General features: G+C 35.9%; 14 protein-coding genes. 9 read left to right on the plus strand and 5 right to left on the minus strand.

Going from position 1 to position 15,177, the window contains the following annotated elements; translation table 11 throughout:
- Positions 1-1,770, minus strand: a 1,770-nt coding sequence (locus JUJ52_RS20830) for a glycoside hydrolase family 13 protein (RefSeq protein ID WP_121605717.1), incomplete at its 3' end; no start/stop codon positions are given.
- A gap of 359 nt (positions 1,771-2,129) precedes the next feature.
- On the opposite strand from JUJ52_RS20830, the gene JUJ52_RS20835 reads away from it, so the two are divergent.
- The 4 genes from JUJ52_RS20835 to JUJ52_RS20850 all read left to right on the plus strand — a co-directional run bounded on the left by JUJ52_RS20835 (position 2,130) and on the right by JUJ52_RS20850 (position 7,140).
- The gene (locus tag JUJ52_RS20835; RefSeq protein WP_205388836.1) at positions 2,130-3,404 is read left to right on the plus strand and encodes a sugar ABC transporter substrate-binding protein; all 1,275 of its coding nucleotides are present in this window, start codon (positions 2,130-2,132) and stop codon (positions 3,402-3,404) included.
- A gap of 452 nt (positions 3,405-3,856) precedes the next feature.
- The gene (locus JUJ52_RS20840; protein ID WP_205388835.1) at positions 3,857-5,152 is read left to right on the plus strand and encodes a carbohydrate ABC transporter permease; all 1,296 of its coding nucleotides are present in this window, start codon (positions 3,857-3,859) and stop codon (positions 5,150-5,152) included.
- 5 nt (positions 5,153-5,157) lie between these two features.
- Positions 5,158-6,000, plus strand: a complete 843-nt coding sequence (locus tag JUJ52_RS20845) for a sugar ABC transporter permease (RefSeq protein ID WP_026680395.1) — start codon at positions 5,158-5,160, stop codon at positions 5,998-6,000.
- 123 nt (positions 6,001-6,123) lie between these two features.
- Positions 6,124-7,140: a LacI family DNA-binding transcriptional regulator gene (locus tag JUJ52_RS20850; RefSeq protein WP_026680394.1), complete on the plus strand. Its 1,017-nt coding sequence runs from the start codon at positions 6,124-6,126 to the stop codon at positions 7,138-7,140.
- 60 nt (positions 7,141-7,200) lie between these two features.
- Here the strand turns inward: JUJ52_RS20850 and JUJ52_RS20855 are convergent, their stop codons facing one another.
- Genes JUJ52_RS20855 through JUJ52_RS20870 form a run of 4 tightly spaced genes read right to left on the minus strand, consistent with a single transcriptional unit; the run spans position 7,201 to position 10,473 of the window.
- Positions 7,201-8,520 carry a 6-phospho-beta-glucosidase gene (locus JUJ52_RS20855; RefSeq protein ID WP_228089180.1) on the minus strand — a complete coding sequence of 440 codons (1,320 nt, stop codon included), beginning with the start codon at positions 8,518-8,520 and terminating at the stop codon, positions 7,201-7,203.
- A complete protein-coding gene (locus JUJ52_RS20860; RefSeq protein WP_228089181.1) occupies positions 8,510-8,821 on the minus strand; it encodes a hypothetical protein in 312 nt (103 codons plus the stop codon). Before JUJ52_RS20860 ends, JUJ52_RS20855 begins: the two co-directional genes overlap by 11 nt.
- A 29-nt stretch (positions 8,822-8,850) precedes the next feature.
- Positions 8,851-10,146 carry a PTS sugar transporter subunit IIC gene (locus JUJ52_RS20865; protein ID WP_228089182.1) on the minus strand — a complete coding sequence of 432 codons (1,296 nt, stop codon included), beginning with the start codon at positions 10,144-10,146 and terminating at the stop codon, positions 8,851-8,853.
- A 21-nt stretch (positions 10,147-10,167) separates the two neighbouring features.
- Positions 10,168-10,473 carry a PTS sugar transporter subunit IIB gene (locus JUJ52_RS20870; protein ID WP_228089183.1) on the minus strand — a complete coding sequence of 102 codons (306 nt, stop codon included), beginning with the start codon at positions 10,471-10,473 and terminating at the stop codon, positions 10,168-10,170.
- 216 nt (positions 10,474-10,689) lie between these two features.
- Between JUJ52_RS20870 and JUJ52_RS20875 the strand changes: the two genes are divergently transcribed.
- From JUJ52_RS20875 to JUJ52_RS20895, 5 genes are all read left to right on the plus strand, one after another.
- Complete coding sequence (locus tag JUJ52_RS20875; RefSeq protein WP_026681994.1) at positions 10,690-11,004, plus strand: PTS lactose/cellobiose transporter subunit IIA; 315 nt, start codon at positions 10,690-10,692, stop codon at positions 11,002-11,004.
- A gap of 17 nt (positions 11,005-11,021) precedes the next feature.
- Positions 11,022-12,113, plus strand: a complete 1,092-nt coding sequence (locus JUJ52_RS20880) for a DUF871 domain-containing protein (RefSeq protein ID WP_228089184.1) — start codon at positions 11,022-11,024, stop codon at positions 12,111-12,113.
- Positions 12,114-12,260: 147 nt separating this feature from the next.
- Positions 12,261-13,118, plus strand: a complete 858-nt coding sequence (gene murQ, locus JUJ52_RS20885) for an N-acetylmuramic acid 6-phosphate etherase (RefSeq protein ID WP_205388832.1) — start codon at positions 12,261-12,263, stop codon at positions 13,116-13,118.
- Positions 13,119-13,137: 19 nt separating this feature from the next.
- Positions 13,138-14,106 (plus strand): N-acetylglucosamine kinase, encoded by a 969-nt coding sequence (locus JUJ52_RS20890; protein WP_228089185.1) that lies wholly within the window; start codon positions 13,138-13,140, stop codon positions 14,104-14,106.
- A 13-nt stretch (positions 14,107-14,119) separates the two neighbouring features.
- On the plus strand, positions 14,120-15,019 hold the full coding sequence (locus tag JUJ52_RS20895) for a MurR/RpiR family transcriptional regulator (RefSeq protein WP_034679317.1): 900 nt from the start codon (positions 14,120-14,122) through the stop codon (positions 15,017-15,019).
- Positions 15,020-15,177 lie beyond the last annotated feature (158 nt).

The raw sequence follows: 15,177 nt of genomic DNA on the forward strand, positions 1-15,177 counted from the left end.
CATTTCAAAAATACGATAGCTAAGTGGCTGTATTATTAATGGATCGGTTTTAGAATCCAATGCTTTCCTGATCATTCCTTGTTTTGATAGGAACCATTCACTAATAGATTTAGTCTCGTCCATGATAGAATGGATGCTAAGCTTTGTTTTCATTTTTCCTGCGTGTAAAATAAAAACTAGGCGCCTATTTATATTCCTTTTTTCATAGCAAATAAGATTTGCTTCATTATCATCATAAATAAATCTGAAATTACCATAATTGCCAAAAAGGGGATCTGTTTTTCGCAATGTGATGAGTGTTTGAATGAATTGAAATAGTTCAAGATTTTGCCTGTTGGTGTTCCATTCCATACATGAGCGACATCCAGGATCTTCACCACCTTGCATGCCAATTTCATCACCGTAATAAATGCAGGGTGTTCCCGCAAATGATAGTTGAAATAAATACATTAATTTTACTTTTTCTACATTACCATTTGCTAATGTTAACACGCGAGGCGTGTCATGACTATCCAAGAGATTAAAGGCTACTTCATTAATATTTCGTGGGTACATATGCAGTAATGTTGAAATTGACGCTGTAAAGTCAGATGCTTTTATTTCATTTTTGCCAAAAAAATCAATGACACTGTTTGTAAATGGATAATTCATAACTGCATCAAATTGGTCTCCATGTAGCCAAGGCATTGAATCATGCCAAATCTCACCTAAAATATAGGCATCTGGTTTGGCCTCTTTAACTGTACGACGGAAGTCTCTCCAGAAAGAATGGTCAATTTCATTAGCAACGTCTAAGCGCCAGCCATCAATGTCGAATTCCTTAATCCAATAACGAGCCACTTGTAATAAATAATTTCGTACTGCAGCGTTTTCTGTATTTAATTTGGGCATTGTCGATACAAAAGCAAACGTATCGTAATTTGGTACTGGTTCCGTACGGATAGGAAAATCTTTTATATGAAACCAATCCGTATAACTTGATTGCTCCTGTTTTTCTAGTACATCCTGGAACGGAGGAAAGTAAAATCCACTATGATTAAAGACAGCATCGAGCATTATTTTTATTCCACGCTGATGACATTTTTTAACCAATTCACGAAACAGCTTCTTGTCTCCAAATTGTGGATCAATTTCCATGTAATCTATCGTATCGTACTTATGATTTGAGTGCGCTTTAAAAATCGGTGTCAAGTATATTCCATTAATTCCTAATGCTTCTAAATAGTCAAGGTGGTTAATTATTCCTTGGAAATCTCCTCCAAAAAAATTAGTGGGGCTAGGGCAGGTTGAATTCCAAGGTAAACTTCCCTTAGGATTTAATTTCTCATTATCATTTGCAAAACGTTCAGGGAATATCTGGTACCATATTGTTTTCTTAACCCAGTCAGGTGGGTTGAAAACATCTGTTTTGTTCAAGTATGGAAAACAAAAATAATGAGCTATGTCTTTAGGAGGATGTGTAAAAAATCCTCCCTCACTGTAAATATAGGATTCTTCATCGTCAGAACAAATGAAAGCATAACGCATTCTTCGGAATGTAGGTTTTACTTGTGTAAACCAAAAATCATGGAAATGAGTAGAGCCTGATTTTTCCATCGGTTTTATGGTTGTCTGCCATTGACCATCTATCCAATCATAAGGATCACCATGGATAAGATCAATGGATTGTATATCACTCTTTTTTGTTTGCAAGAAAATATGTAATGTATCACAGTCATATGCATAGGCGAAATTATTTTTTGGTCGGTGATAGATAGCTTCTTTGTGCATTTTTCTCCTCCTTTGTACAATCGTTTGCGCTATTTTAAAAATAAGACGAAAATTTAAGGAATGTTTATCCCATATATAACTGACGATAAGACCACACTTCAACCAATAAAATGAAAACAATATAGGGAAGCGGGGGATAAACAAAACCCCAACAGGTTGAAGATTCACTTTATCGATTATCTTAACATTATTTATTTAATAATGTAAGCGCTATATTATTAGAAGAGTAAATAATATGAAGTTTCTAAATTTCAGTTGTGTTTTTAAAGAGAATCTGTATAATTAATATACAAATATTGCGCAAACGTTTTCATTAAAAATGCAATCTTTCAAATTAATAAATTTAGGAGGAGTACAGGGTGAAAAAAAGCTTCATTTATTTATTTGTATTGGTAGTAGTGGCTGGGATTCTAGTCGCTTGTGGACCAGATCAACCAAAGGAAGACTCTAGCAACGATGGGAAAGCCGCAGAGAATGAAATGCCGGAAAAACCAGATTCTCTGAAACTTTGGGTGAATGCAGAGGAAAAACAACAAGAAGCAGTTAAGCAAATTACGAAAAATTATACGGAAGAAACAGGTATTAAAGTAGACATGGTTCCAGTGGATATGTTGGAGCAGGTTGAAAAACTGGACGTGGAAGGACCTGCTGGGAACGGACCTGATATCATTTTTCAACCACATGATAGAATTGGTGATTTAGTACTTAGGGGATTAGTAGAACCAGTCAATTTCGGAAATAAAGAAAGCGATTACACCGATACCGCTTTACAAGCTGTACAGTATGAAGATAACTATTGGGGATATCCTGCCGTCATTGAGACGTATGCAATGTTCTATAATAAATCGTTAGTAGAACAGACACCGGAAACAATGCAAGATATTATGTCAATTGCGGAGAGAGATACAGATACAAGTAGTGATGAATTTGGATTCTTAATGGAAGCAGCTAACTTCTATTTTGTTTATCCTTTCTTTTCTGGAAATGGAGCATATGTTTTTAGGAATGAAGCTGGTAACTATGATATTTCAGATATTGGATTAGCTAATGAAGGATCTGTAAAAGGAGGGGAACTTGTACAAAAATGGTTTGATAATAACTATATTCCTCAAGATCTGACTCCAGATATTATGAATGGTTTATTCCAAGAAGGAAAAGTTTCAACTGTTATCAATGGACCTTGGATGGTACGAGAATACTCGGAAGCTTTAGGTGATGACCTGGGTGCAGCTCCATTACCTGTTTTAGAGAATGGAGAAAATCCGAAGTCATTTGTAGGAGTTAAATCCTATATGTTGCCTTATTATTCCGAGAATAAGGAGTGGGCAGAGCACTTAATGGCTTATATTACCAACTATGAAAATTCGATGATTTATTACGATGTTGCTGGAGAGATTCCTGCTCGTGATGATGCGATGGAAGATCCAGTAATTGCGGATGATTCGATCTTTTCAGCATTTGCGGAACAAACGCAGTATGGTGAACCTATGCCAAGTGTTCCTGCTATGCAGCAAGTTTGGGACCCAATTAATGATGCATTAAATTTTATCTCTAAAGGGGAACCAGTGAAAGATGTCTTGGATGAAGCCGTTGAAACGATTCAGGGGCAGATAGACGCATCTGGAGCAAATTAGGCACAAGACGCTGGGACATAACAAAAATGGACTAAAAACGAACAATAAAGGGAAAATTTAATCAGTAAGGGTTTTGTGTATCCCCCACTGATGGTTAGTACCACAAGGGTACGACCTAAAGGCCCTAGAACCAATCGGACATTTACTGGCAGTTGATTTCCCACTTAATCCATATTGGTTTCACATTATTGCTTGAAGTGAGGGACTTACTGCCAGTTATATGCGGGATAAACCACGCCAGCTTCTGAAACATACGTAGACTTCCACGGTAAGAAAGGCATCACAATGTATTAGCTTGAGAAGTCTCATCAGTTGTCCGCACAAAGCGAAGTGTTTTCGAAGAGCTTCGTTGTACGAACCATCATTTTTTTTATTGGGTCAAAACACTTTTGTCCCAGCCTCAAGATTTTTAGAGTTACCAAGTGATTTGTGAAATATAGGAGGAGACTGGAATGGCAACAAATGATAGTAGTAGCGGTACCTGGATAAAAAAACCTCGTAATATTGCTACGATTTTATCCATTATTCCAGGATTAGGGCAATTATATAATCGTCGTTTTCTGAAAAGTATTATCTCTTTGATTGTGACGGTATCATTCTTGGTTACAACATGGCATTATATTGATATTGGAATATGGGGATTATTCACTTTGGGAACAATTCCTCGAGATCATCATTCTATTCAACTACTAATACAAGGGTTAATTTCACTAATTATTTTAGGATTTGGAATTGCTATCTATGCTTTCAATTTGAAAGATGCTAGATCAGATGCAATAGCTAGGGAGAATAATAGACCAAATCCGACTTTAATTCAAGGCGTAGCAGCCTTTTATAACAATGGCTTCCCATACTTTATGATTCTTCCTGGTTTACTATTGCTTTTATTTATCGTGGTAGTACCGTTATTGTTTATGTTGGCATTAGCATTTACTGATTATAATCAATACAATGCTCCACCACGACACTTATTAAGCTGGATTGGCTTTGATAATTTTGTGGATTTAGCTAATGTAGGTATTTGGAAAGATACATTCTTAAGTGTATTCACTTGGACAGTAGTTTGGACAGTAGTGGCTACAACTTTCCAAATTATTTTAGGATTGTTTTTAGCATTACTCGTTAATGACAAGCGAATTAAATATAAGCGAACGATTCGAACGATTTTAATTCTACCGTGGGCAGTACCAGCATTTGTATCGATTCTAATTTTTTCTGCCTTATTTAACCCGACTTTTGGTGCCATTAATCGAGATATCTTAAGTCAATTTGAAATCATGATTCCTTGGCTTTCGGATCCATTCTGGGCAAAGATAGCATTAATTATGATTCAAACCTGGCTTGGTTTTCCGTTTGTATTTGCTTTATTTACAGGAGTGCTTCAAAGCGTGCCTCAAGACATGTATGAAGCGGCTGACGTAGATGGCGGAACTCGGTGGCAAAAGTTTCGTCACATTACATTGCCTCATGTACTATTCGCAACAGCACCGTTATTAATCATGCAATATGCAGGAAACTTTAATAACTTTAACATTATTTATTTATTCAATGAAGGGAATCCAGCTGTTCGTGGTCAAAATGCAGGAGGGACGGATATACTGATTTCTTGGGTCTATAAACTTACATTTGAAACAAATAATTACAATATGGCTGCTGCAATTACAATTATAATGGGAATCATTATTTCTGCATTTGCGTTTTTCCAGTTTAGAAAAACGGCATCCTTTAAAGAGGAGGGACGTTATTAATGGCTATGTCACCAAAGAAAAAATCGAAAGTAGAGGTAGCACTCATTTATGTATTTTTTCTTATGATGTTCGTAATTATTGGTTATCCTTTATTTTGGGCATTAATGATGAGTCTCAACCCAGGCTCAAATATGTTGGTCACGGATTTATTTCCTGAATCTCCAACATTAGAACATTATAAATGGTTATTTACTGACCCGAATAGTGACTATATCATTTGGTATAAAAACAGTCTATATGTCGCGATAGTTAATGCGGTCGGTTCGGTCATTATTACTTCGTTAATAGCATATGTATTTTCACGATATACATTTTTGGGAAGAAAATATGGGTTATATATGTTTTTGCTTTTACAAATGTTTCCTGCATTAATGGGGATGGTAGCACTTTATATTTTGTTAAACACAATTGGTTTGACCGATTCGTTATATGGGCTTATGTTAATATATCTTGGAGGACAAATACCATTTAATGCGTGGTTAGTAAAAGGTTATTTTGATACGATTCCTAAGGAGTTGGATGAAGCTGCAAAAATAGATGGAGCAGGACATTTAAGGATATTCTGGACAGTTATGTTGCCATTAGCTAAGCCGATTCTTGCAGTAGTAGCTTTGTTTAACTTTATGGCACCTTTTATGGACTTTTTATTGCCACGTATCGTATTAACTAGTCCAGAAAAGTATACATTAGCTTTAGGCTTATATAATTTTATTAATGATCAATTTTCCACTAATTTCACTCGTTTTGCTGCTGGTTCAATACTGATAGCTGTACCAATTGCATTCGTATTTTTACTTTTACAGCGATATTTAATTTCTGGACTAACCTCTGGGGCTACCAAAGGGTAGGTTAAAGAAATTTAATTTCATCCACAATATGTAATTAGTTTGTTATAATAAGTTAAATAAACTAGCTACGCTACTATTAATGCATTTTTAAAAGTAAACGGAGACAGAGGGTGTGTGAATACTGTGGTAACAATTAAAGATGTGGCTAAAGTAACAGGTGTATCACCTTCGACTGTTTCTAGGGTAATTGCTGATAATCCACGAATTAGTCCTGATACAAAAAAGAAGGTAAGAAAAGCGATGAAGGAATTAGGCTATCATCCTAATGTTAATGCTCGCAACTTGGTTGCTAAGTCTACGAAAGCAATAGGGGTAGTCATGCCTTCCTCTGCTGATAAAGCACTACAGAATCCTTTTTTTCCGGAAGTTCTTCGGGGAATTGGTTCAATCACTCATCAAATGCAATATTCAATGACACTTTCCAGCGGTGAAACAGAGGATGAAAATTTTGCTGAGGTAGAACGAATGGTGTATGGCAGTTATGTCGACGGGATCATATTGCTATATTCGCGTGTAAACGATCGAATTATGAGTTTTTTACGAGAAAAGCGCTTTCCCTTTGTAATCGTAGGAAAGCCACATGAGCATATTAATGAAATTACGCATGTAGATAATGATAATTTCACAGCGGGAAAAGAAATTACTGCACATCTCATAAATGAAGGACATGAGCGAATCGCATTTATCGGTGGATCGAGAGATTTATTTGTAACGAGAGATCGAGAAGCTGGATATGAGAATGCGTTACTAGAAGCAAACCTAGCTGTTCGAAAGGATTACTTAATCCATACGGAATTTCTTAAATCTGGTGGAAGAGAAGCCGTTGCTAAGTTATTATCACTTGAGGTACGACCGACTGGTATTGTCGTTAGTGATGATTTAATGAGTCTCGGTGTATTAAGTACTTTGGAAGAACTAGGGCTGCAGGTTCCAAGAGATATTTCATTAGTAAGCTTTAACAATGTATATTTATCGGAAATGACAAGCCCAGCGTTAACCACTGTCGATATTCAAATATATCAACTAGGTGCACAGTCTGCAAAAGCGCTAATCGAAAAAACGAAGTCAAAAGATGAACCAGAAAAAAGAATAATAATTCCTCATCAGATTATTTATAGAGATTCTGTAGGAAGTATATAGAAGAAAACATGCCTGAATCGAAATATACGTTTCTTTTCAAGCATGTTTCTATTTTCACGATTAATTATTAAATTGCGGTAAATAATGTTTATGTGCTGCTAATAATTCTTCCATTATTTGTTTAGCTTTTAGATCACTCGTAACCAATGGATTTATACAAAGCGCTAGCAATGCTTTTTGAGATGAGCCAGATATTGCAGCATCAATAGCAGCAAGCTCAAATGACTTTATTTGTTGAATAAGTCCATTTATTGAAGGAGGCAGTGCACCTACTGTTAGCGGAATCGGTCCATTCTTAGTAACGACACAATTGACTTCAACAACCGTATCATTAGGTAGATTGGAAATGGCTCCATTGTTTATAACGTTTAAGGTTTGAATATCCCCTTTGTCGTTATGAATGGAGGAAATAAGGTCGCATGCTACATTACTATAATAAGCACCGCCTCGTTGTTCAAGCTGTGGTGGCTTGATATTTAGGCTTGTATCTTTATATAGTTCGAATAATTGATTTTCCAACTCCTTTACCACCTCGGCTCTTGTTTTGCCTTGACGGTATTCCTCTAACTCTTTTTCTAGGATTTCTCCAGTTTTATAATAATATCTGTGATATGGGGACGGGATCATTCCTAGTCCTTTTAGAAATTCTTCTTCCCATGGTATTGGTGTAATATTTTTCATCGATAATTGATTTTCTGGATTAGCTAGTAATGCAATCACTTCTTGCAACCTCGATTTTCCATTCACATGTACGTCCATTCCGTATGACATATGATTTAGGCCAGCAAATGTAATGTGAATGTCGTCAACTGGTACATCTAACAGCTTGGCAATGGTTATTTTCATATTAATAGGTACATTACATACGCCAACAACTTTACGATGGCTGCTATGTTTTAATAATGCTTCCGTAACAATTCCAGCTGGATTAGTAAAATTAATTAACCAAGCGTCTGGACATAGTTCCTGCATATCAGCCGCAATATCCATTAGTACCGGTACCGTTCTTAAAGCCTTAAATAGCCCCCCAGCTCCGTTGGTTTCTTGTCCGATCATACCGTGTTTTATTGGAATTCTTTCATCATTTATTCTAGCATCAAGTTGACCTACACGAATTTGGGTAGTTACAAAGTCCGCATTCTTCAATGCTTCTATCCTATCTAACGTTAAATGGATTTTCATGGGAATATTAGCCTTTGCAACCATACGTTTAGCTAAATTTCCAACAATTTCAAGTTTTTCTTTCCCAGCTTCTATATCTACTAGCCATAGTTCGCTAACAGGTAATTCCTTATAGCGATTAATTAAACCTTCGACAAATTCAGGCGTATAGCTCGACCCGCCGCCAATGGTTACCAGCTTCAATCCTTTAGTATCCAAATATATCTCCTCCGAAAACAAATATTATTAAACCACTAGAAACGAGACCAACAATAATTGATAGAATTACTCTCTTTTTAAATAATGGCTTATCTGTAGATGTTGCATCTATCTTTGTTAATACGAGAATACTACCAATGGACGATGAGACAGCACAGGCAATAAAGTAACTAACGAGCTTTGATAGCCCAAGCTGCATGAAAGGTGTAGGTAAAACGAGCAGTCCGATAAGTAGGAAAAGCATAAATATAAAAACACCTTTGAAGCTAATTCTTGGAACAATTCTATTGGAATTTATCATACAAGTAACCTCCTAATAGAAAAGGGGAATCAAGAGATTCCCTTTTCTTCAGTATGTGTCTCGCTATCTCCATGCTCCAGTGCCAACATTTTCTTATCATACATTTTAAAGAAGGGTAAATAAATTAAAGCTGAAATAGCAATATTAACAAAGACTAAAACGACAGCTTTCCAGTCCCCGCCGGTTGACAAATAGGCACCAATTGGAGCTGGCAGTGTCCATGGTGGCATGATATGAGTCGGTGTTACTAACCCAATGGACGTTACAATATAAGAAAGTGTTGCAGTAACCAGTGGTGTGATAATAAATGGTATTATTAGCAATGGGTTCAGTACAATTGGTGCACCAAATATAACGGGCTCATTGATATTAAACACACTCGGGGTAATAGTCGTTCTTCCTAGACTCTTCATATATTTTGATTTCGCAAAGAATAACATGACTAGTACTAACCCTAATGTCGCACCAGATCCACCTATCCAAATAAACCATTGGAAAAATGTTTCTGGGGCGATATGCGGAATCGTCTCTGCACCATCAGCAACAGCCTCCGAATTATTGACTAGATAAACCTCCCATAGAGGTCTTGCAACAGAACCTACAACAGAAACACCATGAATACCAAAGGACCAAAAGAATGTTATTAAAAACACCGGTACTAATACACCAACTAAACTATCTCCAGCTGTTACAAGCGGAGCTGCTAGCTTGTCCACTAAGTGATGTAAATTCACTCCCATAACTACCGTAATGATTGACATTAGAATAATTACAATTGCTACGGGAATTAGCGCCTCAAAGGATCGTGATACAGAAGATGGTACTTGTTCAGGTAATCGAATCGTAACATTTTTCTGTTTACAGACTCTAAATATTTCTACAGAGATAATGGAAACAATAATCGTTACAAATAAACCATGTCCTCCCAAGTACTGCATTGGTAACACAAATCCTAATTCGTCAACAACGGAAGGTGTAATAGTTAATAATAAAGCAGCTACTGCAATTTGTGCTCCAGATAATGGGTCAACCTTATAAGATTTGGCAAGATTATAACCAATACCAAATGCTATGTATAATGACATGATGAACATCGTCATTCGGTAAGGTATTAGGATTCCTGCTGCGTGTTCGGTTGCCCACTTAGTGATTGCCCAACTCTCTGGAAGTGGTGGGAATGCAAAAATTAAAAAGAAAGAACCAACAATAATAAATGGCAGTGAAGAAATTACACCATCGCGAATAGCGAGTAAATGTCTCTGCTCAGATAAACGAGCCATTGGTGCAGAAAGTTTATTTTCCATAAAATCTACAAACTTACTCAACATAGCTCCCCCCTTGTATAGTTACTTTTTTAGTTCGTTTAATGCTTTAAATAATAAAGGTCCTCCTAATGGAGTATAAGCTTGTGGAGGAATTGGTCCACAAGGAACATTGTGCTCATCTGCATGTTTTTTTACTTGATTAAAACGGTGTTTAATTTGTGGGGCAACCATGCAGACGTCCCATCCTTTTTTAAGTTCTTCCTCAACTTCGTTTGTGCCAATAGCATGTACTTCCATCTCTTGTCCATGCTTCTTTGCCTCGTTCTTTAAGGCATTGACAACAATTGCACTTGACATTCCACCTGAGCATACAAACAGTACCTTCAAACTCTTCACCTCCTTAAGTTTTTCATTTTGTAGATTGTGAGATTTGTTTTGTCAAATTGTAGTTATTTGACGAAAAATGTTGAAAAGGTTTTCACTTGACCACATTATATAGTAATTAAAAAATAAATTCAATATTAATATAAAACTTTAAAATTTTATTTCATTTTATGTTATCTTAGTATATAGAAGACTTTTCAAGGAGGAATAAAATTGAATATGGAAACAGAGATCTTTTCAATAATTTCACATGGTGGCGATGCAAAATCAATTGCTTATGAAGCTTTAGAGCTTGCTCATGATAATAAATTTGATGAGGCCGAACAGAAAATAAAAGAAGCTAACGATGCTCTTACCAAAGCACATAATACACAAACCCGTCTAATTCAGGATGAAATTAATGGGAAATCTGTAACTATGTCATTATTAATGGTTCACGCACAGGATCATTTAATGACATCTATTAGTGAAATATCATTAATCGAACAAATGATTAAAATGTTAAAGCGTATTTATAAACTAGAATCAAAATAATAGAATGAGGTGACGTTATGAGTAAGTTAGGTATTTCCATCTATCCCAATCATTCTCAAGTAGAGGAAGATAAGCAATATATTAAATTAGCAAATCAATATGGGTTCGATCGTATATTTACTTGTTTACTTTCAATGGAGGGAAATTCCGAGGAAATTATTGCTAACTTTAAAGAGACGATTCAATTTGCAAAAAAACTAGGGATGGAAGTTATTTGTGATATTAATCCGCGAGTTTTTTCGGAACTAAATATTTCCTACCATGAACTATCTTTTTTCCATGAGCTTGGAGTTGATGGCATTCGATTAGATTTAGGATTTACTGGAAATGAAGAGGCACTAATGACATTCAACCCATTTCATTTAAATATAGAAATAAATATGAGTAACGCTACTAATTATCTAGATAATATTATGAGTTATCGTCCGAATCAGAAGCGATTAATAGGATGTCATAATTTTTACCCGCATAGGTATTCAGGTCTTTCCTACGATTTCTTTTTGAAGTGTAGTAAGAAGTTTAAACAGTATGGTCTGAGAACGGCAGCATTTGTATCTTCGCAAGCTGCTAGTTTTGGACCATGGCCAATAATGGAAGGACTTCCAACATTAGAAATGCATCGGACGCTACCGATAGATGTACAAGCAAAACATCTATATGCTACTAATTTAATTGATGACGTCATCATAAGTAATGCGTATGCATCTGAAGCGGAATTGAAACAATTAAGTAGTATCGATAAAGAAAAATTAGTGTTTACAGTTGACGTTGAACAAAGTACAACGGAGCTTGAACGCCAAATCTTGTTTACGGAGCCACATTTTTATCGTGGTGATGTGTCCGAATACATGATTCGCTCCACACAAAGTAGAGTTAAATTCAAAGGAGAATCATTCCCTGTTCATCATACAAGAGATATTAAACGTGGCGATATTATTATAGAAAATGATCTGTATAAACAATATGCTGGAGAATTACAAATCGCATTAAAGGATATGGTAAACTCTGGTAAAACAAATGTAGTTGGTAAAATTCGTGAAGAGGAACAATTTCTAATTGATTACCTTCAACCATGGGACAAATTTGGCTTTAAGGAAAACAGAAAATAGAATTAATAAATATAAAATTTGTAATGACAATTACATGAGTTAGCAATACGTGAATAGTAAAAATAAGTGCATAAAACTTGAATAAATTCTATAAAGTTAATATAGTACCACATTTGCTAGATAATAATTGGGGGAGAGGTTAAGAAGATGAATTTAGATGAAATGTCTATTAGTAAGATTATGACTTATATGAATCAAGAAGATAAAACAGTTCCTTATACTGTTGAAAAGGCATTTCCACAAATTGAACCAGTAATTACAAAAGTAGTAGAAACCATACAAAATGGTGGCAAGGTTGTTTATATGGGGTCTGGAACTAGCGGTAGATTAGGGGTACTTGATGCATCTGAATGTCCACCTACTTTTGGTGTAAGTCCAAATCTGTTTACAGGGTTAATTGCTGGTGGAGATACAGCGATTAGGAATGCGGTAGAGAATGCAGAAGATAGTCAAGAAAGTGGCGCAAAGGATGCCGGTCAAACATTGACAGAGGGTGACCTATTAATAGCAGTTGCAGCTAGTGGACAGACACCTTATGTCATTGGGGGAATAAAGCAAGCGAAAAAAATGGATGTTCCTACAGCTGGAGTGGTTTGTTCCGATAATTCTACAATTAGCCAATTGGTTGATTTTCCCATAGAATTAATCGTTGGAGAGGAGATAGTACAAGGTTCAACCCGTTTGAAAGCTGGTACTGCACAAAAATTAGTTTTAAATATGATTTCAACGATCTCCATGATAAAATCAGGAAAAGTTTATCAAAATTATATGGTTGATGTACAAGCATCTAATGAAAAATTAAGAAATCGAACAATATCTATCATCCAAGATATTGCAGATGTAGACGAAAAAACAGCAAAAACAGCATTAGTGAAGTGCAATAATAATTTAAAAGCAGCTACTCTAGTAAGTAAATTTCAAATTGAGCCAAATAAGGCTTTTGAAATTCTTGAAGCCGCGAGTAATAATTTAAGAAGAGCAATGGCTATATTAAATGAGCAATAAAGCGAGTGAGGTGGGACAGTTGGTTAATGTTATCGGTATAGATGGTGGCGGAACAAAAACACATGCTATTTTGGCCGATTCGGATGGTAATACAATTACTCAATATATTACTGGACCGTCTAATCCCAATGCAGTTTCACCCGAAGCATTGGAGCATACATTTAAATCTATTTTCGCTCATCTTAAAAGGGAATATCCAGAAGAGTTTAATAAGGTATCTGGGGTGTATGCTGGGATAGCTGGTGCCGGAAGCAAGAATTCCCAGCAGCAATTACATAAATTGATTTCTCTCTATATACCAAATAATTGTAGGCTACAAGTAGAAGTGGATGCATTAAATGCATTGTATTCTGGAACTTTCGGGAAACCAGGAATTGTTCATATTTCCGGAACTGGTTCAGTATCTTATGGAATAAATCATCAGCATAAGCAAGATCGAGTAGGTGGCTGGGGACATTTACTGGGAGATGAAGGTAGTGGCTATGATATTGGGAAAAATGGAATATCTGCCGCATTGAGGTTTTTTGATGGAAGAAGTCATGAAACAATTCTCTTGGAAATGATTTATGACTATTTTAATGCGAAACATGTTCGAGAGGTTATCGATCAAATCTATTTTTCTGCTGAATCAAAGAAAATAATTGCAAGTATGGCAAAACTTGTGTTTAATGCATATAAGGCAGGTGATATTCCTGCAAAAGAAATAATAGAAAATGCGGCAAAGGAGATAGTGCTAAGTATTCTAACGCTTCATGAGAAGCTTTTTCCTGATAATCGATATGTGAAAGCGGTTTTATGTGGTGGAATCTTTCAGGATGATGCTATATTACCACCGCTAGTGAAGGAAGGAATTATGAATGGTGAACATAATATAACTATTGTTCAACCAACTTTATTACCAGCTCAGGGTTCCTTGATAGGATGTTATTTGAGCCTTGGGAAAAATATAACTCCAACGATGATTACAAATATGCGAAATCTAAAGTAGGGGGCGATATTAGATGTCACAAATGAAGGGTGGATTGGTTATCTTAAATGATATGATAAACAGTTTGCCTCCATCAGAACAGAAAATAGCAAATTATATATTATTACATCCGGAAGATTCTATACTACTTACAGCTTTACAGTTAGGCGAAAAGAGTGAAACGAGTAGTGCTGCGGTAATTCGTCTATGCAAATCGCTTGGTTTTAATGGTTTTCAAGAATTAAAACTACGTGTTGCAGGAGATTTAAGAGTGAATGAATCAGAAGGCTATCGAGATATCGAGCCCAACGAGGAATACGCAAAGATCATAGAGAAAGTAAACACTAATACGATACAGACATTAAAGGACACGGTGGACATTTTAAATATGGATCAGATAAAAGAAGCCGTTCAATTATTAATTAGAGCAAGATCTATTTTATTTGTAGGATTTGGAGCATCATATATTGCAGCGAAGGATGCAGAACAGAAGTTTCTCAGAGTTAATAAGCAGGTGCATTCATTTTCTGATCTACACATGGCGGCTACTGCAATTGCTAATAAAGGATCGGAAGATGTTGTAATTGGTATTTCCTTCTCAGGTGATACCTTTGAGGTGACAAAATTACTAGAGATGGCCAATAATAATAATTGTAATACGATTAGCATTACAAAATATGGTAACTCATCAGTTGCTAGTATTGCCGATACAAACCTTTATATTTCTGCTGCAAAAGAAGCAACATTTAGAAGTGGTGCAACAGCTTCTAGAATTGCTCAGTTGCATTTAATTGATGTGCTGTTCATGTGCTATGCTTCTGAAGAATATGACAAAACGGTAGAAAGATTAGATTCAACAAGAGAAGCATTAAGCAGTTTTAAACAACAATTTGATACGAAGCGAAAGATAAAAATAAAACGAGATAAAGGATGAAAGAGGCTGAGACAATAGAATGAAGAAACAATCAAAAACGAACGATAATTAGGTGGTTAGGTGGTTACCCCCAAAAGTTAGAGTTTATACTATGCAGCTGATTGGCTGGATTGCGTTCGGTACTCAACTGGACTCAGCCCAGCCAATTTTTCCTTTAC

Source organism: Virgibacillus sp. AGTR, assembly GCF_016919725.2.
GTDB lineage: Bacteria > Bacillota > Bacilli > Bacillales > Amphibacillaceae > Virgibacillus > Virgibacillus salarius.